This window comes from Novosphingobium sp. (assembly GCF_041905565.1).
Taxonomy (GTDB): domain Bacteria; phylum Pseudomonadota; class Alphaproteobacteria; order Sphingomonadales; family Sphingomonadaceae; genus Novosphingobium.
This window is the reverse complement of record NZ_JAYRKX010000019.1, coordinates 1-26,984: the sequence shown is the minus strand read 5'-3', so window position 1 is coordinate 26,984 and position 26,984 is coordinate 1. Positions and strand designations below refer to the sequence as shown.

At 62.3% G+C, this 26,984-nt stretch carries 30 protein-coding genes; 16 read left to right on the top strand and 14 right to left on the bottom strand.

All coding sequences use genetic code 11. From position 1 onward, the window contains the following. The 3 genes from ACE3N9_RS14060 to ACE3N9_RS14050 form a co-directional block, all read right to left on the bottom strand. Positions 1-750 (bottom strand): hypothetical protein, encoded by a 750-nt coding sequence (locus ACE3N9_RS14060; protein WP_374284635.1) that lies wholly within the window; start codon positions 748-750, stop codon positions 1-3. 47 nt (positions 751-797) lie between these two features. Beyond that, complete coding sequence (locus ACE3N9_RS14055) at positions 798-1,619, bottom strand: transporter (protein ID WP_374284633.1); 822 nt, start codon at positions 1,617-1,619, stop codon at positions 798-800. 185 nt (positions 1,620-1,804) lie between these two features. Continuing rightward, on the bottom strand, positions 1,805-2,968 hold the full coding sequence (locus ACE3N9_RS14050; RefSeq protein ID WP_374284630.1) for a CaiB/BaiF CoA transferase family protein: 1,164 nt from the start codon (positions 2,966-2,968) through the stop codon (positions 1,805-1,807). Positions 2,969-3,055: 87 nt separating this feature from the next. Between ACE3N9_RS14050 and ACE3N9_RS14045 the strand changes: the two genes are divergently transcribed. Then, positions 3,056-4,180, top strand: a complete 1,125-nt coding sequence (locus ACE3N9_RS14045; protein ID WP_374284629.1) for an epoxide hydrolase family protein — start codon at positions 3,056-3,058, stop codon at positions 4,178-4,180. Positions 4,181-4,240: 60 nt separating this feature from the next. On the opposite strand, the gene ilvC is transcribed toward ACE3N9_RS14045, so the two are convergent. The 4 genes from ilvC to miaA form a co-directional block, all read right to left on the bottom strand. Further along, on the bottom strand, positions 4,241-5,260 hold the full coding sequence (gene ilvC, locus ACE3N9_RS14040; RefSeq protein ID WP_374284628.1) for a ketol-acid reductoisomerase: 1,020 nt from the start codon (positions 5,258-5,260) through the stop codon (positions 4,241-4,243). A gap of 61 nt (positions 5,261-5,321) precedes the next feature. Further along, positions 5,322-5,837 (bottom strand): acetolactate synthase small subunit, encoded by a 516-nt coding sequence (gene ilvN / locus ACE3N9_RS14035; RefSeq protein ID WP_374284694.1) that lies wholly within the window; start codon positions 5,835-5,837, stop codon positions 5,322-5,324. 16 nt (positions 5,838-5,853) lie between these two features. Continuing rightward, on the bottom strand, positions 5,854-7,596 hold the full coding sequence (gene ilvB / locus ACE3N9_RS14030; RefSeq protein ID WP_374284627.1) for a biosynthetic-type acetolactate synthase large subunit: 1,743 nt from the start codon (positions 7,594-7,596) through the stop codon (positions 5,854-5,856). Positions 7,597-7,748: 152 nt separating this feature from the next. After that, the gene (gene miaA, locus ACE3N9_RS14025; protein ID WP_374284625.1) at positions 7,749-8,708 is read right to left on the bottom strand and encodes a tRNA (adenosine(37)-N6)-dimethylallyltransferase MiaA; all 960 of its coding nucleotides are present in this window, start codon (positions 8,706-8,708) and stop codon (positions 7,749-7,751) included. Here miaA and serB point away from each other — a divergent pair. After that, the gene (gene serB / locus ACE3N9_RS14020; protein WP_374284623.1) at positions 8,701-9,579 is read left to right on the top strand and encodes a phosphoserine phosphatase SerB; all 879 of its coding nucleotides are present in this window, start codon (positions 8,701-8,703) and stop codon (positions 9,577-9,579) included. The genes miaA and serB overlap by 8 nt on opposite strands. A gap of 61 nt (positions 9,580-9,640) precedes the next feature. After that, a complete protein-coding gene (locus ACE3N9_RS14015; RefSeq protein ID WP_374284621.1) occupies positions 9,641-10,495 on the top strand; it encodes a Coq4 family protein in 855 nt (284 codons plus the stop codon). A 33-nt stretch (positions 10,496-10,528) separates the two neighbouring features. Here the strand turns inward: ACE3N9_RS14015 and ACE3N9_RS14010 are convergent, their stop codons facing one another. The 4 genes from ACE3N9_RS14010 to ACE3N9_RS13995 are packed head-to-tail and all read right to left on the bottom strand — an operon-like array spanning position 10,529 to position 14,245. Further along, entirely contained in the window at positions 10,529-10,927 is a 399-nt protein-coding gene (locus tag ACE3N9_RS14010; RefSeq protein WP_374284619.1) for a DUF3052 family protein, read from the bottom strand. Between the two features lie 43 nt (positions 10,928-10,970). Further along, positions 10,971-13,154 carry a phosphoribosylformylglycinamidine synthase subunit PurL gene (purL, locus tag ACE3N9_RS14005; protein ID WP_374284617.1) on the bottom strand — a complete coding sequence of 728 codons (2,184 nt, stop codon included), beginning with the start codon at positions 13,152-13,154 and terminating at the stop codon, positions 10,971-10,973. 43 nt (positions 13,155-13,197) lie between these two features. After that, entirely contained in the window at positions 13,198-13,842 is a 645-nt protein-coding gene (locus ACE3N9_RS14000) for a hypothetical protein (protein WP_374284615.1), read from the bottom strand. Positions 13,843-13,846: 4 nt separating this feature from the next. Next, on the bottom strand, positions 13,847-14,245 hold the full coding sequence (locus tag ACE3N9_RS13995) for a DUF2177 family protein (RefSeq protein ID WP_374284613.1): 399 nt from the start codon (positions 14,243-14,245) through the stop codon (positions 13,847-13,849). Positions 14,246-14,308: 63 nt separating this feature from the next. Between ACE3N9_RS13995 and ACE3N9_RS13990 the strand changes: the two genes are divergently transcribed. From ACE3N9_RS13990 to queA, 5 genes are all read left to right on the top strand, one after another. Continuing rightward, positions 14,309-14,560, top strand: coding sequence for an exodeoxyribonuclease VII small subunit (locus ACE3N9_RS13990; protein WP_374284611.1), 252 nt, complete (start codon positions 14,309-14,311; stop codon positions 14,558-14,560). A 3-nt stretch (positions 14,561-14,563) separates the two neighbouring features. After that, positions 14,564-15,445 (top strand): polyprenyl synthetase family protein, encoded by an 882-nt coding sequence (locus tag ACE3N9_RS13985; RefSeq protein WP_374284609.1) that lies wholly within the window; start codon positions 14,564-14,566, stop codon positions 15,443-15,445. Beyond that, positions 15,445-15,957, top strand: a complete 513-nt coding sequence (gene coaD / locus ACE3N9_RS13980; protein ID WP_374284607.1) for a pantetheine-phosphate adenylyltransferase — start codon at positions 15,445-15,447, stop codon at positions 15,955-15,957. The genes ACE3N9_RS13985 and coaD overlap by 1 nt, the downstream gene beginning before the upstream one ends. Before the next feature lie 75 nt (positions 15,958-16,032). Next, positions 16,033-16,710: a peptidylprolyl isomerase gene (locus ACE3N9_RS13975; RefSeq protein ID WP_374284605.1), complete on the top strand. Its 678-nt coding sequence runs from the start codon at positions 16,033-16,035 to the stop codon at positions 16,708-16,710. Positions 16,711-16,736: 26 nt separating this feature from the next. Then, complete coding sequence (queA, locus tag ACE3N9_RS13970; protein ID WP_374284603.1) at positions 16,737-17,771, top strand: tRNA preQ1(34) S-adenosylmethionine ribosyltransferase-isomerase QueA; 1,035 nt, start codon at positions 16,737-16,739, stop codon at positions 17,769-17,771. Positions 17,772-17,810: 39 nt separating this feature from the next. Here queA and ACE3N9_RS13965 read toward each other — a convergent pair whose 3' ends face one another. From ACE3N9_RS13965 to ACE3N9_RS13955, 3 genes are all read right to left on the bottom strand, one after another. After that, positions 17,811-18,269 carry a hypothetical protein gene (locus tag ACE3N9_RS13965; RefSeq protein WP_374284601.1) on the bottom strand — a complete coding sequence of 153 codons (459 nt, stop codon included), beginning with the start codon at positions 18,267-18,269 and terminating at the stop codon, positions 17,811-17,813. Between the two features lie 126 nt (positions 18,270-18,395). Further along, complete coding sequence (locus ACE3N9_RS13960) at positions 18,396-19,178, bottom strand: hypothetical protein (protein WP_374284599.1); 783 nt, start codon at positions 19,176-19,178, stop codon at positions 18,396-18,398. Next, positions 19,175-20,929 (bottom strand): restriction endonuclease, encoded by a 1,755-nt coding sequence (locus tag ACE3N9_RS13955; RefSeq protein WP_374284597.1) that lies wholly within the window; start codon positions 20,927-20,929, stop codon positions 19,175-19,177. Before ACE3N9_RS13955 ends, ACE3N9_RS13960 begins: the two co-directional genes overlap by 4 nt. A gap of 387 nt (positions 20,930-21,316) precedes the next feature. Between ACE3N9_RS13955 and ACE3N9_RS13950 the strand changes: the two genes are divergently transcribed. The 8 genes from ACE3N9_RS13950 to ACE3N9_RS13915 all read left to right on the top strand — a co-directional run bounded on the left by ACE3N9_RS13950 (position 21,317) and on the right by ACE3N9_RS13915 (position 26,943). Continuing rightward, the gene (locus ACE3N9_RS13950) at positions 21,317-21,853 is read left to right on the top strand and encodes an SHOCT domain-containing protein (RefSeq protein WP_374284595.1); all 537 of its coding nucleotides are present in this window, start codon (positions 21,317-21,319) and stop codon (positions 21,851-21,853) included. Between the two features lie 41 nt (positions 21,854-21,894). Then, positions 21,895-22,155, top strand: a complete 261-nt coding sequence (locus tag ACE3N9_RS13945; protein ID WP_374284593.1) for a hypothetical protein — start codon at positions 21,895-21,897, stop codon at positions 22,153-22,155. A gap of 150 nt (positions 22,156-22,305) precedes the next feature. Beyond that, on the top strand, positions 22,306-22,554 hold the full coding sequence (locus tag ACE3N9_RS13940; RefSeq protein ID WP_374284591.1) for a hypothetical protein: 249 nt from the start codon (positions 22,306-22,308) through the stop codon (positions 22,552-22,554). A 111-nt stretch (positions 22,555-22,665) separates the two neighbouring features. Then, entirely contained in the window at positions 22,666-22,968 is a 303-nt protein-coding gene (locus ACE3N9_RS13935; RefSeq protein ID WP_374284589.1) for a hypothetical protein, read from the top strand. 74 nt (positions 22,969-23,042) lie between these two features. Further along, complete coding sequence (locus ACE3N9_RS13930) at positions 23,043-23,426, top strand: hypothetical protein (RefSeq protein WP_374284587.1); 384 nt, start codon at positions 23,043-23,045, stop codon at positions 23,424-23,426. Positions 23,427-23,651: 225 nt separating this feature from the next. Continuing rightward, positions 23,652-24,068: a hypothetical protein gene (locus ACE3N9_RS13925; RefSeq protein ID WP_374284586.1), complete on the top strand. Its 417-nt coding sequence runs from the start codon at positions 23,652-23,654 to the stop codon at positions 24,066-24,068. Between the two features lie 184 nt (positions 24,069-24,252). Further along, positions 24,253-25,677, top strand: a complete 1,425-nt coding sequence (locus ACE3N9_RS13920; RefSeq protein ID WP_374284584.1) for a VapE domain-containing protein — start codon at positions 24,253-24,255, stop codon at positions 25,675-25,677. A gap of 261 nt (positions 25,678-25,938) precedes the next feature. After that, positions 25,939-26,943 carry a tyrosine-type recombinase/integrase gene (locus tag ACE3N9_RS13915; RefSeq protein ID WP_374284582.1) on the top strand — a complete coding sequence of 335 codons (1,005 nt, stop codon included), beginning with the start codon at positions 25,939-25,941 and terminating at the stop codon, positions 26,941-26,943. Positions 26,944-26,984 lie beyond the last annotated feature (41 nt).

Here is a 26,984-nt window from a genome sequence, read left to right as displayed (position 1 = left end):
TCAGATCCCGAGCATCGAATCGAGCTTCGTCACCACTTGCGAGGTCAGGGTGACGTTCGCGCGGTCAGCCAGAGTGGCCTGGGTGTTCGCCAGCAGTTGATTGGCCGCGGCAAGCGAGGTCTGGTCGGCTGCCAGCTGCTGCTGGGCGGCGGCCAGATTCGTGGTGGCCGTATCCAGGGCGATCTGGGCCGCGTCGATCTTGGACTGGTCGATCGGAGTGGCGGCCTTGGCCGCGTCAAGCGTGGCTTGCGCGGCGGTCAGATCGCTCTGCAAGGTCGCGATCTTGGCCGTATCGGCGGTAACCGCCTCGGTATAGGTCGCGATCTGCGCCTTGGCGGTAACCGTGTCGGTCTTGTAGGCGGAAATGGCACCGACCATCGACTTGGCCGAAGCATGTTCCATTGCCTTGTCCGAGGCATGCGCCGCGTTAAGCGACTTGAGGTAACTTGCACCCTGCTCAAGCCCGGCGTTGCCGCGCACTGAAATCCGGTTCGAGGCGTTGACGGCGTCCGGGCGTGCATGGACCGAGGCGCGGGCATTGGCCGAAATGTTGGCGCCAGTGGCAACTCCCGATGGCACCATGGTGCGAACGCCGGCGGGCGGGCCGGAAACCGGCACACTGGCTGGCGGACCATGGGGCACGCCGGCCGGCGGACCGACACGGACGCCCGCTGGCGGGGCCGCCATGACGCTGGTCGAAGCGAGCGCCGCCAAGGCGGCGATCGTGCTTCCGGTGAAAATGCGAACCATTTTTTTCTCCTTTGCGGTTTTGCCCCCGAAAGTCGAACGGCCCTGTGCTAGTTGAACAAGCTGAGCCGCAACCCGGCCCCGAGCCGGGGGCTGGCGTCATTGAGCCCGGCCATGCCGTAAAGCGTCAGGCCGAAGCGCTTGTTGATCCGGTAAGTCATATAGGGCGAGACAACCGCCTGGCCCTTGAGGCCCGCGGCGACCGGTTCGCGGTAGGATAGGCTGGCGCCCAGGTTGGTCGCCTCGCTGGGGCGCAGGTTGAGGCCGCCCGAGGCGGTAATACCGTTCCGCAGCTGGTAGGCAGCCGGGCTGCCGAGCCACGAATAGCCGACCGAGCCGAACAACATCGTGGTTGGCCCCAGCGACTTGTAGGCGCTGATCGTCGCGGAAAAGTCTGCCTTGCCGGTGCCGATGGTGGTCTTGGCGGTGGGCAGCTTGGCACTGCCGCTCAGTTCGAATGCTGGCAGGGCTCCGGCTTCGTGGTTCAGCAAGTAGCCCGCCGTCAGGTTGAGATCGCCAAGGCCCGAACGCTTGACGGTGGCCGTGCTGCCGGGATCGGTGACGATCACTCCGCCTACCATCTGACCGGGGCCGGTCATCACCACATAGGGCAGCGACGCTTCGAGCCGCAGGCCATTGCTGCGGAACTTCAGATCGACCGGAATGCTCCAGACCTTGGTGTCGACCAGCTGGCCATACTTGCCGACCGAATAGTCGGCCCCGGTCGCCAACTCGAATTCGGTGGTGTCCGGATCGATGCGTTCCACCGCGTTCGTGGCCTGGTTGGCGCGGGTGTCTGCCGCTGTCGCCATGGCGGCGCCGGGAACAAGCAGTAGCGAGGTGGCAACAATGGCTGGCAGCCTGATCATCATGGTAATCTCCCCGAAGTGCAGGCTCCTTCGGTGGCCAGTGGTAAACCCCGACCTAGCGATTGAACCTAACCCCGGGCTAACCACGAAACCTTGCGGCCAGATGTATCGCGCCCGCTTGGCAAGACCAGCCGTTCCGTTAGCGCGGCGATGCGCCCCGGTTGTTTTGCAAGCGGCGTATGGACCTGTCAGCGGTGTCTGGTCACTTCCGCCCGGATTTCCGCGCCGTGTTCGTCCAGCAGCGGCGGCATGCGCCCCGCGACGTCTTCGCTGGAGTTGAACCGCACCGGCTGGGCCTGTTCGTAATAGGCGCCTTCGCTGGGGTGTTCGCGCCGCGTGAAAAAGCCGACCGCGCCGAGGTGCGGGTCGGCAATCACTTCGGACAGGTCGCGCACGATCTGCGCGGGCAGCTGCGCAGCCTCGCAGCGCGCCTGCAATTCGGCGCTGGTGAAACGCGGGGTCAGTCGGGCGACGTGCTGGTACAGCTCGTCCATATGGGCCGCGCGGCCGCCCTTCACGTTGAACTTTTCCTGGGCGATGAACGCCGGGTCGTCCAGCACGGCAAAGACCCGGTCCCAGGCGTCAAAGGAATACATCACGATGCTGATCGCCCCGTCCTGCGTGGGGAAGGGCTGGCGATAGGGATCGACCTGGCGGGCATAGCCGACCGGCGCGTTGGGCGGATCGAACGTCTGCCCGCCCAGGTGTTCCAGCAGCATGAAGCTGGAAAACACCTCGAACATCGGCACTTCCAGCAGTTGTCCCGCGCCGCTCTTCTCGCGCGCAAAAAGCGCGGCCATCGCGCCATAGGCGGCGTGGAGGCCCGCCACCTTGTCGGCGATCAGCGAGGGCAGGTAGCGCGGGCTGGGGTTGCCATCGACGCGCGGCAGCAGCGTGGCCGTGCCGGTCGCAGCCTGGATCACGTCGTCATAGGCCTGCAGGTCGGCATAGGGGCCGTCCTGGCCAAACCCGACGCAGTGGACATAGATGATCCGCGGGTTGAGCGCGCTTACGCTGGCATAGTCCAGCCCCAGCCGCTCCAGCGCCTTGCCGCGCACATTGACCACGAACAGGTCGGCATCGCGCAGCAATTCGTGCATCACCGCCAGATCTTCCGCCGCTTTCAGATCGAGCGCGATCGATCGCTTGCCCCGGTTGACCGCCATGAACCCCGGCGCCATCCCCGGCGTTTGTGCCGGTTCGGCTGACCAGCGGAACGCATCGCCCATGCCCGGGCTTTCCACCTTGATCACATCGGCGCCCAGATCGGCCAGGATCTGTGTGCAATAGGGGCCGAACACCACGGTGGTCAGGTCCACCACCTTTACCCCGGCTAGCTGCGGCTGGACCAAGCTCTCTCTCCCCTGATCGGTTGTTGCGGACGAGTATCTTTAATTGCGCAGTTAACACAAGCGGGCAAATGGCATAGCCTCCCGGACATGGACCAGATTCGCCCCTTCACGCTCGCCATTCCGCAGTCGCAGATCGACGATCTCAACCGCAGGATCGACCACACCCGCTGGCCGGAAAAGGAAACGGTCGACGACTGGAGCCAGGGCACCCCGCTCGCCGCGCTCCAGGATTTCGTGGCCTATTGGCGCCGCGACTATGACTGGCGGCGGTGCGAGGGACGCCTCAACGCGCTGGGCCAGTTCATGACCTCGATCGACGGGGTGGACATTCACTTCCTCCATGTTCGCTCGCCCCACGCCGGGGCCTTGCCGCTGGTGATGACGCACGGCTGGCCGGGGTCGGTGATCGAATTCATGGGCGTGATCGAGGCGCTGACCAACCCGGATGAGCAGGGGCAGGCGTTCGACCTGGTGATTCCTTCGCTGCCGGGTTTCGGTTTTTCCGGCAAGCCGGCCGGCACCGGCTGGGGCGTGGAAAAGATTGCTCGCGCCTGGGGTGAGCTGATGGCACGGCTGGGCTATAGCCGCTGGGTGGCGCAGGGCGGCGACTGGGGCAGCGCGGTGACGACTGCCATCGGCGTGCAGCAGGTGGCCGGCTGCGCGGGCATTCACCTCAACATGCCGATCGGGCGGCCCGAGCCCGAAGACCTCGCCAATCCCGCGCCGGATGAGCTCAAGGCGCTGGGCGCGCTCAAGCATTATCAGGACTGGGACTCCGGCTATTCGACCCAGCAGCGCACGCGGCCGCAGTCGGTCGGTTACGGGCTGGTTGACAGCCCGGTCGGACTGGCCGGTTGGATTTATGAGAAGATGTGGGCCTGGACCGACAACCAGGGCAAGCCCGAGGACGCGCTGAGCCGCGATGCGATGCTCGACAACCTGATGCTCTACTGGCTGCCGGCGACCGGGGCGTCCTCGGCCCGGCTCTACTGGGAAAGCTTCGGCGCCTTTGCGCCGCAGCAGGTCACCCTGCCGGTCGCGGTCAGCGCGTTCCCCAGGGAAATCCTGCCGACCCCGCGCAAGTGGGCAGAGCGCAACTTTCCCAACCTGGTCCACTGGGGCACCATGCCCAAGGGCGGGCATTTTGCTGCCTGGGAGCAGCCAGACCTGTTCGTCGGCGAACTGCGTACGGCCTTTGCCAACATGCGTTGAGCCAAGCAAAAGGGCCGGCGGATCGCTCCGCCGGCCCCTTCGTCTGACTGGCCGAAAGGCTCAGTTCTTTTCCTGGTCCACCAGCTTGTTCTTGCCGATCCACGGCATCATCGCGCGCAGGCGGCTGCCGGTCTGTTCGATCTGGTGGGCTTCGGCGGCCTTGCGGGCGGCCTTCAGCTCGGGCTGGCCGGCGCGGTTGTCGAGCACGAAGTTCTTCACGAAGCGGCCCGACTGGATGTCGGCCAGCACGCGCTTCATTTCAGCCTTGGTTTCGGCGGTGATGATGCGCGGACCAGTGGTGATGTCGCCGTATTCCGCGGTGTTCGAGATCGAGTAGCGCATGTTGGCGATGCCGCCTTCATACAGCAGGTCGACGATCAGCTTGGTTTCGTGGAGGCATTCGAAATAGGCCATTTCCGGGGCATAACCGGCTTCGACCAGGGTTTCGAAGCCCGCCTGGATCAGGTGGGTGATCCCGCCGCACAGCACGGCCTGCTCACCGAACAGGTCGGTTTCGCATTCTTCCTTGAAGTTGGTTTCGATGATGCCCGAGCGGCCGCCGCCAACGCCCGAGGCATAGGCAAGGGCAACGTCATGTGCATTGCCGCTGGCGTCCTGGTGCACTGCGATCAGACACGGCACACCGCCGCCCTTGACGTATTCGCCGCGCACGGTGTGGCCCGGGCCCTTGGGCGCGATCATGATCACGTCGATGTCGGCCGGAGCTTCGATCAGGCCGAAGTGGATGTTGAGGCCGTGGGCGAAGGCGAGGGCCGAGCCGGGCTTCATGTTGCCCTTGAGGTCGTTTTCCCAGATCGCGGCCTGGTGTTCGTCGGGCGCGAGGATCATCAGCACGTCGGCCCACTTGGCCGCATCGCTGTTGCTCATCACTTTGAAACCGGCGGCTTCGGCCTTCTTGGCGCTGGCCGAACCCGGGCGCAGCGCGATCGCCACGTCCTTCACGCCGCTGTCGCGCAGGTTCTGCGCGTGGGCGTGGCCCTGCGAACCATAGCCGACAATGGCGATCTTCTTGGCGGTGACCAGGTTCAGGTCGCAATCGGCGTCGTAGTAAACCTTCATGACAAGTTCCGTTCTGCTGCAATGTGGCCCCGCCAGGCGGAGCGAATGAAAAGGAAGGGGATCAGGACGCTGCGGCCCCGCGCATCATGCCGACCACGCCGGTGCGGCCGACTTCGACCAGCCCCAGTTCGCGCATCAGCGAAACGAAGCGGTCCAGCTTGTCGGGCGTGCCGGTGAGTTCGAAAATGAAGCTGCTGGTGGTGGTGTCGACCACCTTGGCGCGGAACACGTCGGCGAGGCGCAGCGCCTCGACCCGGGCATCGCCGGTGCCAGACACCTTGACCAGCGCCAGCTCGCGCTCGACGTGGTCGCCCGCCTCGGTCAGGTCCACGACTTTGTGGACCGGGACCAGCCGGTCAAGCTGGGCATGGATCTGGTCGATCACCGCCGGCGGGCCGTGGGTGACGATGGTGATCCGGCTGACCGCGTGGTTCTCGGTAATGTCGGCCACGGTCAGGCTGTCGATGTTATAGCCGCGCGCGGTGAACAGCCCGGCGATCTTGGCCAGGATGCCCGCTTCGTTGTCGACGGTCACGGTCAGGACGTGGCGTTCCGACGCTTCGTGCTTGATCTTCATCATCGGTCGGCCTCCCTTACACCAGCGCCTTGGCGGCATCGTCCATGGTCCCGGCAACGTGGTCGCCATAGAGGATCATGTCGGTATGCGCCGCGCCGCTGGGGATCATCGGGAAACAGTTGGCTTCCTTGGCCACCAGGCAATCGACGATCACCGGCCCGTCATGGTCGATCATCGCCTGGATGCCGGCATCCAGATCGGCTTCGCTTTCGATGCGGATGCCCTTCCAGCCGTAAGCTTCGGCCAGCTTCACGAAATCGGGCAGGCTGTCGGAATAGGAGTTCGAATAGCGGCTTTCATAGGTCAGTTCCTGCCACTGGCGGACCATGCCCATCCATTCGTTGTTGAGCACGAACACCTTGACCGGCAGGCGGAACTGCGTGGCGGTGCCGAGTTCCTGGATGTTCATCTGGATCGAGGCGTCGCCGGCGATGTCGATCACCAGCTTGTCTGGGTTGCCCAGCTGCGCGCCGATCGCCGCGGGCAGGCCATAGCCCATCGTGCCCAGCCCGCCCGAGGTGAGCCAGCGGTTGGGGCCGAAGAAGTGGAAATACTGCGCCGCCCACATCTGGTGCTGGCCCACTTCGGTGGCGATCACCGGGTCCTTGTCGCGGGTCAGCGCGAACAGCCGCTCGATCGCGAGCTGTGGCATGATCGCGTTCTTGTTATCGGGATAGGCTAGGCTCTTGCGGGTGCGCCAGCCGTCGATCCGGGCCTTCCATTCGGTCAGGTCCTGGGCCTTGCGGTTGCCCCAGGCTTCGATCAGCTGTTCCAGCACTTCGGCGCAGTCGCCGATGATCGGCAGGTCGACTGGCACGGTCTTGTTGATCGAGGCGCGGTCGATATCGACGTGGATCTTGGTCGAATGGGGCGAGAACGCGTCGAGCCGCCCGGTCACCCGGTCGTCGAACCGCGCGCCCAGCGCCACGATCAGATCGGCCTGGTTCATCGCCATGTTGGATTCGTAAGTGCCGTGCATCCCCAGCATGCCCAGCCAGTCGGCATGGTCCGCCGGGAAGGCGCCCAGGCCCATCAGCGTCGAGGTGGTCGGCGCGCCGGTCAGCGCCTGGAGCTGGCACAGCAACTGCGACGCGCGCGGGCCGGAATTGATCACCCCGCCGCCGGTATAGAAGATTGGCCGCTTGGCATTGGCCAGCAGTTCGATCGCGCGGGCGATGTCCTTGTCGCTGCCGCGGGTCTGCGGGGCATAGCGGTTGCGCTGCTGCGGGGCGACTTCGTCCCACAGCGCGGTGGCGATCTGGACGTCCTTGGGAATGTCGATCACGACCGGGCCGGGGCGGCCGGTGGTGGCGATGCGGAACGCCTCGTCAACGATCGCCGCCAGGTCCGCCGGGTCCTTCACCAGGTAGTTGTGCTTGGTGCAGTGGCGGGTGATGCCGATGGTGTCGGCTTCCTGGAACGCGTCGGACCCGATCAGCCCGCTGGGAACCTGGCCGGTGAACACCACCAGCGGAATCGAATCCATGAAGGCGTCGGCAATGCCGGTGACGGCGTTGGTTGCACCGGGACCGGACGTGACCAGCACCACGCCGGGCTTTCCGGTGGACCGGGCATAGCCTTCGGCGGCGTGGGCCGCGCCGGCTTCGTGCCGCACCAGGATGTGGCGGATCCGGGCATCGCCGAACAGGGCATCATAGATCGGCAGCACGGCCCCGCCGGGATAACCGAACACGAATTCGACCCCCTGCTTGACCAGGCTTTCCACCAGGATGCTGGCGCCGCTGCGCTCCTCACTCACACGCAAGACCTTTCACTCAAAAACCGCGAGTCCCCTGAATGGACCGACCCGGCACAGGGGTACTGTGCCGGGTCTCCTCTCCAACTCGCGCAAGAACCGCAAGAGCGGTTGTTATCTGGCGTACTATGCGACAGAAAATGATATGTCAACCCCTAATGGCGTAACAAAGTTGCGAATGCGTCGCCTATCGTGAAATCGTCTCGTTCGATCCGGGGCCAGTCTGCCGGCGGCTGGTGGCGCAGCCAGGTGTATTGGCGCTTGGCATAGTTGCGCGTGGCCTGGCTACCGCGTGATTCTGCCTCTTCCAGTGTGCATTCGCCGCGCAGGTAGGCGGCAATTTCCGGCACCCCGATCGCGCGCATCACCGGTAGCGCCGGATCGAGCTGGCGGGCCAGCAGGCGCTCCACTTCCGCAATTGCGCCGCGCCCCAGCATCTCGGCGAAGCGCCGGTCGCACCGCTGGTACAGCGCATCGCGCCGCGACAGCATGATCAGCGGGTGCAGCTGCACCAGATCACCGATCCCGCCTTCCTTGCGGGCTTGCCAGTGGGCGAGCGGCTGGCCGGTGGAGCGCACCACTTCCAGCGCGCGGGCGATCCGCGTGGTGTCAGTGGGGGCAAGGGCGGCGGCGCGCTCGGGATCCTCGGCCAGTAGCGCGGCATAGGCGGCGTCAGTGGGCAGGGCGCGGACCGCCGCGCGCACTTCCGGGTCGATTTCGGGCACAGGGGCGATCCCGTCGAGCAGGGTGCGCAGGTATAGGCCGGTCCCGCCAACCAGGATTGGCACGCCGCCCGCCGCCTGCACTTCGGCAATCACTTCGCGCGCGCGCGCTGCCCAGTCTGCGGCGGAGCAGCTTTGCGCCCCGTCCCATTCGCCGAACAGGCGGTGCGGCACGCCCTGCATCTCCTCGGCCGAGGGGCGGGCGGACAGCACCGCCAGCTCGGCGTAGACCTGCGCGCTATCGGCATTGATCACGGTGGCGGGGCGCCCCTGCTGACCCAGTGCCTGCGCCAGCCGCACGGCACATGCGCTCTTGCCGCTGGCGGTCGGCCCTGCGATTAGCGCGAGCCTTGGCCGGGGCTCCGGCGATTCTGGGGAAACAGCAGTGCTCATCGCCCGCCTGATAGCAGAACCCGCGCGGCTTGCGGCAAATTGTGACCACGCGGTCCACGCGCTGGAAGCGCGGGGTTTCAGGGTCCACCGCGCCGAGCCGCTGCGCGTCCATGACGATGTGCTGGAACTGGCGGTGGAGCAGGGCGGGGCGGAAGCGCTGCGCAGCGTGCTGGACGCGCAGTTCGCGCCGGTCGACCTGCTGGTTGCCGATCACGCCCCCGGTGTGCCGCGGGTGTTCGTCTCGGACATGGATTCAACCATGATCCAGGCCGAATGCATCGATGAATTGGCCGATTTCGCCGGGCTGAAGGCGCAGATCGCCGACATTACCGAACGCGCGATGCAGGGCGAGCTGGACTTTGCCGAAGCGCTGACCGAACGGGTCCGGCTGCTGGGCGGGCTGGGCGAGGACGCGATCCTGCAATGCTTGGAACAACGCATCGCCCCGATGCCCGGCGCGCGGGCGCTGGTCGAAACGCTGAAGGCGCAGGGCTGTCACACCGTGCTGGTGACCGGCGGCTTCCACCAGTTCGCCGATCCCGTGGCCGAGGAGCTGGGGTTCGAGCGCGTCGTTGCCAACCGGCTGGGGGTGGAACACGGCAAACTGAATGGCGGGCTGGTCGGCGGGATTGTCGACAGTTCGATCAAGGAACAGGTCCTGCGCGAGGAAGTGGCGCGGCTGGGGGGCGCAAGCCTGGCCACCGGCGACGGCGCCAACGACATCCCGATGCTGCGCGCGGCTAGCTATGGCGTGGCCTATCACGCCAAGCCCAAGGCCCGCGCCGCCGCGCATGGCTGGATCGACGCCGGCGACCTGACCAGCGTGCTCAAGCTGCTGTGCGTGCCGCGCGAGGAGTGGGTCTGGGAGTGAATCCCCGGCCTGGGGGCGTGTATTGACATATCTGTAAGTAAGTCGCATTTACAGGCTTGCCATGAACATGATGACCGCCCAGCCCGAACCCGCCGTGCTGCCGTCGCAGCGCCAGGCCCACGTCGATTTTGCCGCGCCGGACCTGCCGGTGATGCTGCCGGGCCGGCCCGACATGCGCTATGACCTCCCCAAGGCGTGGCGGCACTTCAAGTTGCTGGTCAAGGACAAGGAAGACACCTCGCAAGTCACCCCGATTTTCGAGGCGCTGCCGTGGCGCGGGGTCTATGACGCGGCGCTGGCCTTCCTGAAGACCGAGCGCGCGCAGGAAATCCGCCGCAAGGAACCTTCGCTGGTCAAGATCCTCGACGATCATGAAACCCTGCGCAAGCTGCCAGCGGGCAGCCTGGCCCACGTCTATTGCGACTTCATGGAGCGCGAAGGGCTGTCGGCGCATGGCCTGGTCGACGAACTCGACAAGAACCGCCCGGCGCACATGTACTGGGAAGATCAGGTTACCTGGTACTTCAACCGCATGCGCGACACGCACGACCTGATGCACATCCTGTCGGGCTTTGGCCGCGATGCGCTGGGTGAACAGTGCGTACTGGCCTTCACTTACAGCCAGCAGCCCAGCCCCGCGCACCTGTTCCTGGGCTATGCGGGCGGGCTGGAAATTCGCAAGCACCCGGTCAAGGTGCCGGTCTTCCGTGCGGTGCGCGAGGCTCAGAAAATGGGCAAGGCCTGTCCGCGGCTGGTGGAAATGTCGATTACCGAGCTGTTGCCGCTGCCGATCGACGAAGTGCGCCGCCGGCTCAACATCAAGGCGCCGAGCTATTACAACCAGGCCCACGCCACGTGGCGCGCGGCCGGGATCGATCCCTATGATCTGATGGCCCCGGTGGCGAAGGCCGCCTGAGCCGCCGTCTCTTGATCGAGCCGGGGCCTGCGCTCAGCGCAGGTCCTTGCGGATCACCAGCTTGAGCGCGGACCACGTCGCGTTCACTTCGCACGATTTGGTGTCGATAAAGCCCAGGGGCAGGGCCAGTTCGCGGATTGCATCCTCGGTCAGGTCAGTGGAGGCCTGACTTGGCCAGCTGACCCACACCTGCCCATCGCGTGCGATCTGCTGACGCAGGGCCGCCAGCCGCTCGGCCAGTTCGGCGCGTTCGGTGACGAAGATGTGCGCGGCATCAATGCCCTGTGCCGGATTGTCGACGAAGGTCAGGTCCAGCGCATATTCCGCGATTTCGTCGAAAACGTCCTCGGGCATGCCCTCGAACCACACGCGCTGCCCGTCGCGCAGGCTGAGCTGCTTGGCGAGCGGCGCGCCGGAAAAGGCAGTGGTCACCAGGCAGGTCCTTTCCCGAGGCAGGGCGCGGCGGTGACCGGGATCAGGCTTCCATCCAGTCGCGGAAGAAGGCGTCGTTGGCTTCGCGCAGCGCGGCCAGTTCAACCGCGAAGCCCGGGCCGCTGATCGCGCTGCCTCCGGTGGTGCCGATGCGGGTCATCGGGATTCCGGCTGCCTGGATCTGGTCGGCGACATTGCTGGTCACGACATAGCGCGCCTGGTCTTCGCCAAACGCGGTGAAGTGATCGCCGATCCCTTCCAGCTGGCAGCCGATCCCGCCCTTCAATGCCATTTCAGCCACTGCGACCAGCAGGCCGCCATCGGCCACGTCGTGCACCGCAGTGACCTTGCCTTCGGTCACCAGCTGGCGGACGAATTCGGCGTGGGCGCGTTCCTGCGCCAGGTTGACCGGGGGCGGGGCGCCGTCTTCGCGGCCGTGCACTTCGCGCAGCCACAGCGACTGGCCAAGGTGGCCGTTGCTGTTGCCGATCACGAAAATCGCCTCGCCTTCGGCCTTGAAGCCGATGGTCGCCATCGCGGCATAGTCCTGCATCAGCCCCACGCCGCCGATCGCCGGGGTGGGCAGGATCGCGCTGCCGCCGCCGGTGGCCTTGCTTTCGTTGTAGAGGCTGACGTTGCCCGAAACGATCGGATAGTCGAGCGCCCGGCAGGCATCGCCCATGCCGTTCAGCGCCTGGACGATCTGGGCCATGATTTCGGGCCGCTGCGGATTGGCGAAGTTGAGGCAGTTGGTGATCGCCAGCGGGGTCGCCCCCACGGCCGAGATGTTGCGATAGGTTTCGGCCACGGCCTGCTTGCCGCCCTCATAGGGGTCGGCATAGCAATAGCGCGGGGTGCAGTCGGTGCTGATCGCCAGCGCCTTCTTGGTCCCGTGGATGCGCACCACGGCTGCGTCACCGCCGCTTTTCTGCAGCGTATCCGCGCCGACCTGGCTGTCATACTGTTCGTAGATCCAGCGGCGGCTGGCCAGATCCGGGCAGCCCATCAGCTTGACCAGATCCGCGCCCAGGTCCTGGCTCGGCGGCACATCGCCCAGCGGTGCGACCTTGGCCCAGACCTTGTAGTCCTCAAGGCTCAGCGCCGGACGGTCATAGAGCGGGGCGTCTTCCGCCAGCGGCCCCAGCGGGATGTCGCAGACCGTTTCGCCCTGCCAGGTCAGCACCATGTGGCCGGTGTCGGTCACTTCGCCGATCACTGCAAAGTCCAGCTCCCACTTGTGGAAGATCGCTTCGGCCATGGCTTCCTTGCCGGGCTTGAGGACCATGAGCATCCGCTCCTGGCTTTCGCTCAGCATCATTTCGTAGGGCGTCATGCCTTCTTCGCGGCACGGCACCTTGTCCATGTCGAGAATGATCCCGGCCTTGCCGTTGGTGGCCATTTCGACCGAGCTGGAGGTCAGCCCCGCCGCGCCCATGTCCTGGATCGCGACGATCGCGTCGGTCGCCATCAGTTCCAGGCAGGCTTCGATCAGCAGCTTTTCGGTGAAGGGATCGCCGACCTGCACGGTCGGGCGCTTTTCCTCGCTCTTTTCGTCGAAGTCGGCGCTGGCCATGGTCGCGCCGTGGATCCCGTCGCGCCCGGTCTTGGAGCCGACATAGACGATCGGATTGCCGATCCCGGTGGCGGCGGAATAGAAGATCTTGTCGGCATCGGCCACGCCCACGGTCATCGCGTTGACCAGGATGTTGCCGTCATAGGCCTGGTGAAAATTGGTTTCCCCGCCCACCGTCGGCACGCCCACGCAGTTGCCATAGCCGCCGATGCCCGCGACCACGCCCTTGACCAGGCTCTTCATCTTGGGATGGTCCGGCCGGCCAAACCGCAGCGCGTTCATGTTGGCGACAGGGCGCGCGCCCATGGTGAACACGTCGCGCAGGATGCCGCCAACGCCCGTCGCCGCGCCCTGGTAAGGCTCGATGTAGCTCGGGTGGTTGTGGCTCTCCATCTTGAAGATCGCGGCCTGGCCATCGCCGATGTCGATCACGCCGGCGTTCTCGCCCGGACCGCAGATCACCCAGGGCGCCTCGGTCGGCAGCTTCTTGAGGTGGATGCGGCTGGATTTGTAGCTGCAATGCTCGGACCACATGACCGAGAAGATGCCGAGTTCGACCAGGTTCGGCTCACGCCCGAGGGCATGCAGCACGCGCTGGTATTCTTCTTCCGACAGCCCGTGGGCTGCAACGACATCGGGAGTGATCTGGGCCATGCGCGCAGCGCTTAGCGGGCGCGGGCGAGTCTCGCTAGAGCAATCAGGCGGAATTGGCCGCGCTTTTCCCCATCCACCAGGCCGCCAGCGTGGCCAGGCCATAGGCGAAGAAGGCGAGCAGGCTGGTCCCGGCGGTCACTTCGGGCTCTGCCGGCGCGAACCAGTTCACGCCCTGAAGCAGCAGCAAGACCGCCACCAGCACCCCCAGACGCAGCGGGGCAGGGCAGCGGGCGCGGGCGTATAGCCACAGCGCGCCGAAGGTAAGCCCCAGTTCCAGCGGCATTTCCACCCACGGATGGTTCCACAGGCCCAGTCCCAGCTTGGGTGGGCTGCCCGCCAGCGTCAGGTCGGGGACATGGACCAGCAGGTCGAGCAGCCAGTGGCTCAGCACCACCGCGCCGCCCAGTAGTGCGGCCAGCCGGTCGCGGCTGAACAGCCAGAGCAGCGCGGCAAAGGCTGCGGCAAAGCCCGCTGCCCCCAGCAGGCTGTGGGTCCAGGGCATGTGATAGAGGTCCATCGGGTTCATTGCGCTGATCCCGGGGGAAAAGCGCATGTGCTCCACCCCGGCCAGCAGCAGGCCGAAGAACGCCCAGTCGATCAGCTGTCCGGCAATGAACAGTGTGGCGACCCCAAGCGCCTTGTTACGCGCGGCGACGGCAAGCGCCGGGGCCCAGTGACCGATGAACACGCCCCTATTTGCCCAGCTTGAGCGCGACAAAGGCCGCGATGCCGCTGGCTAGGGCAGTGGCGGCGGCGCCCCAGGCAATGTCGATCGCGGTGATCTGGCTGGACCAGACCTTCAGCGTGGCCTGGTTGGTCAGGTCATAGGTGGCATAGGCGATCGCCCCCAGCAGCGCGCCGTTCAGCACCGCGTGCGGCACCCCCTGCGCCAGTCCCGGGCGGACGGCGAACCAGACCATCGCCGAAATGTAGCAGGCATAGAACAGCAGGGCTGGCCCCATGCGGAACTGGTCGGCCAGCACTTCGCCCAGCGCGGGGCGGTAGAGGTTGGGGCCGGCCCAGCGCAGCCACAGCGCATCGAGCACCCCGAACGAAAGGGCTGCCGCGACCCAGGCGATAATCCACCGCATCTTGTGTTCTCCCCGTTTTGACGAAGCTTGACCCACCCGCCGCGCGCGGTCAATGCTGGCGGCATGACCCAGACCCAGCCCGATATCGCCGCGATGAGCTTTGAAGAGGCGCTGCGCGCGCTCGAAGACGTGGTGCGCAAGCTGGAAAGCGGCGAAGTGCCGCTGGACGATTCGATCGCGCTGTATGAACGCGGCGAAGCGCTGCGCGGCCATTGCCAGGCGCGGCTCGACGCGGCCCAGGCGCGGATCGAAAAGATCGTCGCCGGGCCGGATGGCCAGGCCCAGGCCGTCCAGCCGTTCGACGCGGACCGCTAGGCCATGCTGGCCAAGGCGCTGACGCGCATCGGGGCGGACGTTGCCGCCACCTTCGATGCCTTGCTGCCGGTGCCCGGCGATGCCCGCGCGCGGCTGTACGAGGCGATGCGCTATGCCGCGCTGGGCGGGGGCAAGCGGCTGCGCCCGCTGCTGCTGGTGGCCACGGCCGAAATGTACGGGGTGGACCGCACCGCCGCCCTGCGCGCGGCCTGCGCGGTGGAAGCGGTGCATTGCTATTCGCTGATCCACGATGACCTGCCGTGCATGGATGACGATGCCTTGCGCCACGGCAAGCCGACCCTGCACCTCGCCTTTGACGAGGCGACGGCGGTGCTGGCGGGGGACGCGCTCCAGGCTTTCGCGTTCGAAGTGCTGACCGATCCCGATCATTTCGGCGATCCCTTTACTCGCGCCGAAATGGCGCTGGCGCTGGCGCGCGCCGCTGGCCCATCCGGCATGGTTGGCGGGCAGGCGATGGATATCGCCGCCGAAACCGCCGATTTCGATCTGCAGGCGGTGACCCGGCTGCAACAGCTGAAAACCGGGACGCTGCTGGGCGCGGCCGTGGAAATCGGCGCGATCCTGGGCAAGGTTTCGCCCGAGGGCCGCCGCCAGTTGCGCGGTTACGCCCATGACATCGGCCTGGCCTTCCAGATTGCGGACGACCTGCTCGATCACGAAGGCGATGCCGCCCGCGCCGGCAAGGCGCTGCGCAAGGATGCCGAGGCGGGCAAGCAGACCTTCGTTTCACTGCTGGGGGCCGACCGGGCGCGCGAGCAGGCGCGCCTGCTGGTCGATCAGGCCATTGCGCACCTGGCCTCGCATGGGGCAGAAGCCGACCTGCTTCGGGCAATCGCGCGGTATATTGTGGAGAGGGACCACTAATGGCGACACGTATCGGGGTTTACCCGGGCACTTTCGATCCGATCACGCTGGGCCACGCCGACATCATCCGGCGCGGGGCGAAACTGGTCGACAAGTTGATCATCGGGGTGACGACCAACATGTCGAAGAACCCGATGTTCACGCCGGACGAGCGCATGGCCATGGTCCGGCGCGAAGTGGCCGCTCTGGGTCTCGACAATGTCGAGGTGGTGGGGTTCAACGCGCTGCTGATGAAGTTCGCCGAAAAGCAGGGCGCCAGCGTGATCGTGCGCGGCCTGCGCGCGGTGGCGGACTTCGAATACGAATACCAGATGGCCGGCATGAACCAGCAGATCAATTCGGGGATCGAAACCGTGTTCCTGATGGCCGACGTGTCGCTCCAGCCGATCGCCAGCAAGCTGGTCAAGGAAATCGCGCTGTTCGGCGGGCCGATCCACCGGTTCGTCAGCCCGGCGGTGCGCGACGACGTGCTGGCGCGGATCGCGGTCAAGGGCACGCTGGGGGACTATTAGGTTCCGTTCATTGCCACGACAGCGTCCGGCGGCTATCCGGGCGGCCAAGTTTCTCGTTTCGAGTAGTCTGATCCTATGAACCGTCGCACTTTCACCGCTCTTGTTCTTGGCCTGGGCCTGGCTGCCACTCCTGTCCTGGCGAAGGACAAGGCGCCGGCTCCCACCCCGGCCCCGGTGCTCAGCGCGGTGGTCAACCCCGATCCCGCGGTCGAGCCGGACAATATCCTGGCGCTCGACCTGTCGAACGGCGGACGCGTGCTGATCCGGCTGATGCCGCAGTGGGCCCCCGGCCATGTCGAGCGGATCAAGACCCTGACCAAGGAAGGGTTCTACAACGGGATCATCTTTCACCGCGTGATCGATGGCTTCATGGCGCAGACCGGCGATCCCACGGGCACCGGGCAGGGCGGCTCGAAGCTGCCTGACCTCAAGGCGGAATTCAATTCGCTGCCGCATGTGCGCGGGTCGGTATCGATGGCGCGCACCGATGCGCCGGACACGGCCAACAGCCAGTTCTTCATCGTGTTCTATCCGCGCTTCGCGCTGGATCACCGTTACACCAATTTCGGGCGCGTGATCGCCGGGATGGACGTGGTCGATACGATCGAACGGGGCGAGCCGCCCCAGAACCCGACCAAGATCGTCCAGGCCTCGCTGCTGAGCGAGGGCAAGTCGCGCCCGGCAGCGCCCGCTCCGGCCGCGCCCGCTGGCCCGATCACTGCCGACATGCTCACCAATTCGAAGTCGAACTGAACGCCGTTTCCCGCTAGGCGCAGGTCATGCGCGTAGACCTGTTCGATTTCGACCTTCCTCCTGAAAACATCGCCCTGCGGCCCGCGCGGCCGCGCGATGCGGCGCGGCTGCTGGTGGTGCCGGGCGAGGGGCCCTTTGCCGACCGCGTGGTGCGTGACCTGCCGGCGCAGCTGCGCGCCGGCGATGTGCTGGTGTTCAACGATACCCGCGTGATCCCGGCCCAGCTTGAAGGACGGCGCGGCGCGGCACGGATCGGCGCGACTTTGCACAAGCGGATCGACCTGCGCCGCTGGCAGGCGTTCATCCGCAACGGCAAGCGCCTGCACGAAGGCGACACAATCGAGTTTCCCGCCGGGGTGTCCGCAAGCGCCGAGCAGCGGCATGACGATGGCAGCTGGACCCTGGCCTTTGCCGGGGACGAGCCGGTCGAAGTGCTGCTGGAGCGCGCCGGGCAGATGCCGCTGCCGCCCTATATCGCGGGCAAACGCCCGACCGATGCCGAAGACAAGCGCGATTACCAGACCATGTTCGCGGCCCGCGACGGCGCGGTGGCCGCCCCCACCGCAGCGCTGCATTTCACGCCCGAATTGCTGGCGGCGCTGGCCCAGGCCGGGATCGGCCACGAAACGCTGACCCTGCATGTCGGCGCCGGCACCTTCCTGCCGGTCAAGGCGGAGGATACCGCCGATCACCGGATGCATGCCGAATGGGGCACGATTTCGCCCGAGGTTGCGGCGCGGCTCAACGCGGTGCGCGCCGCTGGCGGGCGGATCATCGCGGTCGGCACTACCTCGCTGCGCCTGCTGGAAAGCGCCGCCGACGTGCACCGGGTGATCCATCCGTTCGAAAGTGATACCGCAATCTTCATCACCCCCGGCTACCGCTTCAAGGGGATCGACGGGCTGATGACCAACTTTCACCTGCCCAAGTCCACGCTGTTCATGCTGGTCAGCGCGTTGATGGGACTGGAAAAAATGCAAGCTGCGTATCGGCATGCAATTGAGGAAGGCTACCGTTTCTATAGCTATGGGGACTCAAGCCTGTTGCTGCCGAAGGGATAAGGCGGAAGGCCTTTTGACGAGAGCGCGGTTGATCGACAGCTACAAGCCGGGAGCAAGCAGCTTTTGTTCATTGAGATACCGAAGCCAATCGTTGGTCGCCTTTTCAAACATGGAGAGACTGTCGCGTGCGTGACCATCATCAGCATGGTAGATCAGCGCAAACTCTCGGTCAGTGCCTGACAGACCCGGCATGTGAACCAGTTCTACGGTTCCACCAATCCAGTTCTCAGCACGATAGGAACCGTGCTTTGCGGTGTTGGCGATATCACGAAAGGCAGGCTGCATCGGGATCGCGGCCTCAATGTCTTTCCGATATTTTGCTGAATTGAAGCCACTACGCCGATTTCGTTGATGCAACTCCTTGCTCACCCAATCTTCAAGCGCGCGTGCCGTGATCGCAAAGTTGATTGCGCCGAACATCAGCGAAATTGCATCTACTGGCCGCTTTGAATGTGCCTCCTTGATGAGGTTCGCTTCCCATCGCAGTTTGATCCACATTGTTTGCGCTCCGTCACCAATCGCAAAATGACGGGATGGAGGAGAGTTTCTGTCGGTGCCGGGCCTCAAGAAAACAACTTTCAATGGAACTGCAGGGGATAGCGGCGGGGGGGTCAGGCCGAAGCTTCAGTAGTCGCCTTCATCGTCATCCAGCGGGCCAAAGTCCGCCTTCATGAATTCATCGAAGCTCGCAAGCATTGCCGCATCTGGGATGGCTGCGTTTGGAAAGGCTCGAATACTGTCGGCGATCTCGCGCCGAGACAAGTAGGCGAGTATCACTCGGTCGGCCCCTAACTCATATTGCAGTGAGCCGGTTAGCCTGTCGATGCGCGCATAGCCAGGTGCCAGAGCAACCGAATTTTTCTTCCCCTTGTTTTCGTGCTTGGCAAGCGTCACTCGGAGCATGTCCAGTTGCGCAAAAGGAACGTGAATCCGACTTAAATCGTTGCGCAATTTGTCGATGATGCTGGGATCGGCCAAAACGGCTTCAAGTTGTTCCGCACGACGCTCTCTTCCAAAGTGCCTGAATGCGCCATCAGGGGTGCGAAGCCGCGCTATCATCTCAGGGATCATATTATTTGGATGCCATTTCAGAATATTATTAGCCTGCTGCTTCCATGTGCGTAGTATTTCATAAAGAGCAAAAATCCACATTTGGGATTGCGCGTTCAAGAACATGGCGTCGTCTATCGGCGTTCGATCCTCTTCCATGAGGCGGTGACGAACATGGTCCTCAATTTGCATGATAAATTGATCTACAATTGCAAGGTTATGGCCCTGCATTCGTAGATACGTGTCATTGAAGAGCGTGAGTGAGCAGAGGCCCTCGACTATTTCATGACCTTCGATTTCATCAGAATTCCGAGGCGCCACAAAGTCATCATCGTAATGGTCCGGCTCGCGGTTCATGATTTTTCTGTCCCGGAGGCATGGAGCAGCTCGCGTGCTTCTTTCAAATCGATCTTAGCTTTCTGCCCATGACGCTGCATCATGTGCAGCAGGTTAGCTCCGTTCATGAGTGTCAACGGCTTCCCGTTTGCGAAGGAATACGCGTCAGGCCCGTAGTCGGCGGTTGTCACGAGGATACCCCGTGAGGCTCCTTCGTTCATGACCGTCCCGTAAAGGTCTCGAACGGCTGATACGCCAACGGTGCGTGTATATCGCTTAGCCTGGATAACGATTTTGCCGCCAGTGATGGGGTCAGGGTCGAAGGCGACAGCATCAACACCGCCGTCACTGCTTGCTTGTGTGATTTTCACCTCACCGCCTCTCGAAGCAAACTCGCGCTCGAAAAGTTCACGGACGAGGTGCTCGAAATCTTCCCATGAGATCGAAGCAAGGTTGGTGCCCCCATCGATGCCAGATCCCACTTCGCGTGCCTCAATGAAGCGCCGATCTTCTGTGTCCATTTCCATCACGGGTGGTATTGCAGCAAGCGATGCCAGCGAGGCTGCGGAAACGCCCTTTAGCGATTTGAAGCATGCCTTCGGATCGACTCGCGACAAGTCGATTGCCGAGAATGTCGCTTTATCAATAAGTACGGATAGGAGGCAGGAACGTTGCTCGATCCCCTTAGCCGGGTCAACGAATGACACGAACCCGTTGAACAGGATGCTGTCAATGTTTCCGCTCTCGTCAGCTTCGAAGAGTTCATGAATGGTGCGAAGGCATATCTGATAGCTTGCGGATTCGAAGTTGGCCTTCTTCTCCCGCTCGGTGATGTAGCTCTCCTTGAGTTCACCCGTTGCTTTCACAAATTTGACTGCCTTGATTGAGGGCAGAACGTCCATCGACGGTAAGTCGTAGGCAATTTTGATGAGCCTGTTGTCCCTATGGTATTGCACCAGATAGGATTTTTCGAAAAGTTCGTGGTAGTTTGATGCTTCCAGGACCAAGGAAGCGTGTTCAATGACAGCATCTTCCGAGCCCTGAGCGACTTCCGATTTCAGCCGCTCAACTTCAGCATGGGAGGCAGCTTGCTCTTCTTCGAAGGCTGCTTTTTTGGCCAGATGGTCATCCCAGAACGCCTTTTGAATTTTTTCCCAGGTCGCCACCGCCTTGGTATGTTTTACTTCTCGTTCACGTTCGCGCTCCTCCCACGAGCGGGTGGCGGTATGAAAAGCGGCTTCGGCCTCTGCGATGATTTTGGACTTTCGGCCAAAGATAAGGTCGAAGAAACCGATTTTGGGTTCAGTGTAGGTCGGTTTGGTTTCGGCTGTTGTGGTGGGTTTTTGGCGATCGAATGACTTTGGGAAATCATACTTACTCTTGTCTTTCAGTGATTCCCAATCGACCCGGTCATCAACCTTCAGAGTGTGAGCAAGAATCCTGCCAATGCTATCGAGTTTTGCGATCGCGTCAGCGGTAAGGTCTTCGGCCGCAGCATGACCGGACAGTACATTTTGTTTCTTGGTGAACTGCTCATACTTTTCATCCCATGATGCCATCAGGGCATCCATCTTGCTCTGCAGGATGAAAATTTCTGGTGCGCTAACCTCTTTGTGGAGGTTCAGTTTTTTGTGCCGAACGTCGATATAATACCGAAGAATGCGATCACCTCGGGCACTCCACTTGGCGTTCAATTCACCAATGGCGATATTGGACAAGTTGTTGGAGTGGATCGTGATGCTCGTCATATTTCCCCCGCTCAATTCGCCCATCTAGAAGATACATTGAGATAAACGCCGCCTGACGACAAGGCTGTTTATGCTCCATTTTCTTGCCCTTCGCGGATTGCGCAACAATCGGTATCTTATTTGGAACATAAAAAGAACATGGGTTGGAATTGCGATTGCATCCAACCCGTGCCAAAAGGTTCCCGCCTTCCGTGAAAGCCGGAAGGTGGGGCGTGGAAACCCCAACGAACGAACTCGGTCGAATTATCGGCCGGGTGGCATACGCGTATGTCCAGCCGGTAACGGTAAAGGCGTGTGCGCCTGTACGTTCGTCAGGTTTCCAACATCCGGCTTCGGCCGTCGCTCCCGAGAGGTACATAGGGGCGACAAAGGGTCAAAGCCGATCGTCGCTCCATAGCAGGGGGTGACGATATGCATGAAGATGACGCCAGCAAGAGCGCCGGGCAATCAGAAGGGATTGGCGCGGATGCGACGGCCACCGCCAGCTTGAAGCGCAAGGCTGTCAAATTTTCCAAGGATGCCATGTCGGTGGCTGGCAAGACTGCGACGCTGGTTGGCGATCTCAACGGCGATGGCAAGGTCGACGAGGAAGACGCAAAGATAGCACGTGACCGCATGGCTTCAGTGCTGGCGGCCGGTGCTGATGAGGCGGGGCAGCTTGCCAAGTCTGTAGCTCGCTCATCACTGACCAAAGATGTTGCCTCGTATGCTGCGATCGGCGCAGCCGTTGCTCTTCCACTCCCTGTCGTCGGCCCGGCCATTGGTGCTGCCGTTGGTGCCGGGCTGGGCCTGTTTCGCAACCTGAAGCGAACAGCTCCCGACGCACCGGAAACAGCTATGCCCCCGAAAGATAAGTTTGAGGAACTGGAACGCTTGGGTGCGATGAGAGAGAAGGGCCTCCTTACGGAGGAGGAGTTTGCAGCCCAAAAACGCAAACTGTTGAAATAACGCCTGCTTGAAGAGCGAGATGCATTGTGAAGTTATTCGGATTGATCCTCATCTTCTTGTTGGTGATTGCCCTGTCTCCCCTCGCGGGCGCGATGGCTATCGTGCTCTCGCTGCTGCTCTGGGGTCTGATCTTTCGAACCAAGAAAACCTTAGCAATCCTGGGCCTTCTTGCAGTTTTGGGGGCGTTCGCCGTTCACCCGGTCATCAGTGTTCTTGCCGCTGGCGCGTGGGGGTTTGTCGTGTGTCGGCAACAGAGAAATCGACGCAACGATGCAGTAGAGTTGTTACCCCAGGGCGACTGAAATTTTCATCGCCCTAGCCAATTCGGTATCCACGCCGATCGTCGCCCCGCAAGAGGGGCGGCATTCCATAACAGCATCGACACTGAACGTCAGCGCACCTGCATCTGGCGCGATGCTGTGTATTCATGATTGTAGACGGGAGGATAAGTTATGAAAACGTTGTTGATTATAGCACTTGCAGCGGCAGTTGTTGCCTATGTCTTTTATGCAGAACATCGGCTGCGGCTGCGAGCACCTATTGTAGGTCTCATCGCTGTGCTGACCATTTCATACACCGTTCCGGCTGTAGGGTGTGCGATCGACTTGCACCCAATCTCTCTGATGACGTTCGATTGGGAAGTGATTTCCTATCAATATGGTCTGTGCAGCACCGCGAGCGACCTTTCGGTGCTCGAATAAATCTTCATGCTGCCGCCGATAATGCCCCGGGCGACTCCGGGGCATTTTTTTGATCACAAGGGAACATATCATGAACATTAAACTATGCCGTCGCCGTACCGAAGGCCGCTCATGAGGTTTTTCGGCTTCATCATTATCGCCGGTGTGCTGCTTGCTGTTGGGAAGCTGGCGGCCACACTTATGTCCCTTGCCTTGCTGATGCTGTGCGGCTGGGCCGTATGCTTCCGAACGCGGGAAGTGCTGACAGTGCTGGGCTTCCTGCTGCTGTCATCTCTGCTGATGACGCATCCCGGCTGGTTCGCCTTGCTGATCGGTCTGGTGGTCTTCCATCGCTGGCTCGAAAAGGACGACCCGGAACCCACACCAGAAACCAAGCTGCTGCCGCCACCGACCAGCGACCAGCCGCACCGCTAGGCAACCAACCATTACCATCCGCACGCAGCCCGGTTCAGCCGGGTTTTTTTGTGCCTGTCGAAAGGACAAATTCTATGATCGATCTGCCTGACCTGGACAGCCAACTTGCTGCCCTGAACCAGCCGCTTGAACCCACGCTGCATAAGCTGCTTCAAGGCCGCATCCAGGATGCTCTTGCCTTGGAGCTAGGCGACCTGACGCATATCCTCGTCATTGAGCCCGGTGATGAGGAAGGCGACATAATCGATGCCATCGGCTTCTCGCCTTTGGTGTCACGCATTGACGGCATCCACCTCCAGCCGGACTGGGACTGGATCGACCGGCACGAAGGCTGGTGGGAACCGGTCTATACCGTGTCGAACGATGGCTTCGCCTTCATCCTGTTTGTCCAGGATGCGCCCGGCGTCCTGTCCGACCTGCTCGACCTGTGCCGGGGCGGCTGGACCGCTGACGCTTGACCTCACTGCCGGGAAGGGCGGAAATTTGCCCACCGCTGGCTCTCTGGCCCGAAACCGGCTGGGGGCCACTCTAACCCCTTCGAGCACCCCGGCGGGCCTCTACGGCCGCCAATAACTCGACTTCAGCTTAGCGGCTGACGACGAACTACTAAGACCACACAAACCACCATCCACCCGACCGCCAAGGCCTCTGCCTTCGGCGGCTTTTTGATTCTTGGAGCATGTATGCTGACCATCACGAATTCCGCCGAAATGGCGAGCGTCCTGTCCATCGTGACCGACGCGACCTTGAAGCGCATCCTGACCGACCGCGTTGAACAGCTTTCCGAATATGACGGTTACGACCTTGGCGAGCTGGCACATTTCCTGATCGTCCAGCCGGGCGATGCTCTAGACGCTATCGAAGCCGCCCTTGGCTTTTCACCACTCATGAACCTTGTCGATGGTGTCCGTTATCCGTCACCGGATTTCGTGCCATCATGGGAATGGATCACCGATCACGGTGGCTGGTTCGAATCCGTTTTCATCCTGAGTGATGACGGGTTCGGCTGGGTGCTTTTGGTGCCGGATCATCCAGCCGTGTTGCTGGATCTGGTGCAACTTTGCTGTGGTGCCAGTGAAGCTGCCGCAACCCGACTTTAGGCATGGCTTCCCGCGTTCGATTTGTGTCGGTGCCGCAGGGCATTTCCACGCCTTGGAATTAGGCCGTTATCCATGCTGATTTTCGGGCGTTTCGAGCTTGTTTCAGCCTCTGCCTAACCCACTGACATGACGGCATTATCCAATCCCGTTTCCTTAGCCCTATCATCAGAAGGAGTTAAGGGCGTTGGAAGATATCGAAAAATGGCCTGATTTTGGTTCGTCGGGGCAACCTACCGAACGATGCCGGATGTTCCCGGCAGGCGGCGAGAACGGCGGAAAAGCCTCTTCGCTAAAGCCAGCGTCGATAAGGTCATGGGAGACGCAAACTCCCTTGGACCCTCGCTCATTTCCTCACGGGGAACGTCGATCGGGGATGCTGCCCTGTACCAATCGCAATGTCGCTTATTTGATGGCTGCCCACGGTATCTCTGCACAATATGACGTGATCCGTAAAAAGACGGTGATCGATCTGCCCGGCTGGGTGGGGTCGCCTGACAACATGGACAATGTGGCCATGTCGATCATCGTCAGCCTCGCTGAAGCCAACAATATGCAGCGAAATGGGATCGAGGAGCAGGTGCTCGTCATTGGCGACCGGAACATGTGTAATCCGGCTGCCGAATGGATGGCATCGAAACCGTGGGACGGTGTGGATCGCCTTGCGGCCTTTTATGCCACACTTACGACCGAAGAGGGCTTCCCGGACGAGCTCAAGCATGTGCTGATCTACAAGTGGATGCTCAGCATCGTTGCTGCGGCCTTCCTGACGCCCAATTTTCGGGCGAGGGGCGTGCTAACCCTTCAGGGCGAGCAAGGCCTAGGCAAGACGGCCTGGGTGGCCAAGCTGGTCTCCGATCCGGAGGTTCGGGAAAAGATCGTGAAACTCGATCATTATCTCGATCCCCATGATAAGGACTCGGTGCTCAGCGCGATTAGCCACCTCATCGTCGAAGTGGGCGAACTCGACAGCTCGTTCCGTAAGGACATTGCGAGACTGAAGGGGTTCATCACCCGCGACAGCGATAAGGTCCGTCGTCCTTATGCCCGCACGGCGTCGGAATATCCCCGCCGTACGGTGTTCGTGGCGACCGTCAACGATCGAAATTTCCTCGTGGACGACACGGGGAACAGTCGTTTCTGGACGGTGCCGGTAGTCAAAGTCGACTATCTGCATTCGATCGAGATGCAGCAGCTCTATGCCCAGTTGCACGTTGATCTGGTGGCCGGAAAGCAGTGGTGGCTGACCAAGGAAGAGGAAGCTCTTCTCGCTGACAGCAACCGCGAACATCGAACGGTCAGTTCGATCAGGGAAGGGCTGACCGAACTGGTCGATACCAGCCGCATTGGTGCGCCAGATTGCAGGCTGCTGGGGACGAACGATGCCCTCAAACTATTGGGCATCAATCAGCCCCGCAACGGTCAGAACAAGGAGGCTGCTGCGGTATTGCGGGACCTCCTTGGAGAACCCCGGAAATACCAAGGCAACATGAAGTGGCGGGTGCCACTCCGTGAACAGGCCTGCGACGAACCGCTTGGCACCTACAGTCACCTCCCCCTTGCCGAACCTTGCTCCCCCCAGCCGGATTCCTCGGATTCCGAGGGTTTCTGACAGGTGGGGGTAGGAGGGGGTGGGAGAACGGGAATATCTCGAAATTCTACTACATTAGGATTTTGGGATGTTCCTCCTCCCACCTCCGCCCCCTCGGGCTGCGCCCTGCTGTCGCTGATCTAGCTACTTAGCGGCGTTTGCCCTCCATGCCTTCGGTCCGTTGCCGACAGGCTCTCTGACTTACCTGCTTTCGCATCTTACCGGCCGTGCCCTGTTTGCACCGGCTGGCGATTTCTCACGTCAATTTGAAAGGAATGTACGATGGCGAGTTTCGAATTCGATGGCCATTTTTGCCTTGTTGCCCGGCCCCCCGAGGACAGGGAAAAGATCGATTACTACCACCCTGCGATCAAGGGGTTCATCTTCACGGTGCAGCGGACAGGCACCAAAACGTTCAGCGTCAAATACCGTGATCGGCACGGCCGCCAACGACAGTACAAGATCGGCAACTACCCCGATATCAGCTACGACAAGGCCAAGCGGGAGGCGCTCAAGATATTGTCTCGCGCAGCCGTTGGGCAAAACCCCGCCGAAGAACGTTTCCAGACGCGGCGCATCCCGAGGATCGCGGAACTGGCCGAACGCTATCTGGAATATGTGCGTACCTACAAACGCAGCCATGCGATCGATGCCCGCTATCTGAAACATCATGTCCTGCCCAAATATGGGAAGATGCATCTCGATCAACTCGAACAGACCGAAGTGATGGACTGGCTCGACAGCAAGGTGCGGGTCGATGGCTATGCCCAGGCTACCGTAAATCGCTGGCAGGTCATTCTGTGTCACATGTACAGGATGGCCAAGAAGTGGGGTCTTCCGGGTTCGGAACGCAATCCGCTCGAAGGGGTGCCACAGAAACCTTGCAACAACGAGGTCGAGCGGTTTTTGAGCCCTGATGAGACACGCCGTTTGCAAGAGGCGGTCGAGGCCAGTGCGAATACGCAGCTCAAGTATATTGTGGCTCTTCTCTTACTAACTGGTTGTAGAAAAAGGGAATTATTGGACGCCAAGTGGGAAGAGTTCCAACTCGACCGTCAGATGTGGCGGATTCCGATGCACCGCGCCAAAACGTCGAAAACGCGTCATGTCCCGTTGTCGAAGTCGGCGATGGAAATTTTGGCGCAACTCCCTCGCTGGGAAGGCTGCGATTATGTTGTGCCTAATCCTTCCACGCTACAGCCGGGTCACGTCCGTCAACGTGGTGTAATTTCGGCGGTGGCCCTGGGTCATCGTCAGGCGGCCTTTGCGGTGATGTGTAGTGGCTGATTTTCCTCCTCGATCATGGATTGGTTGAGTTCGGCCATACC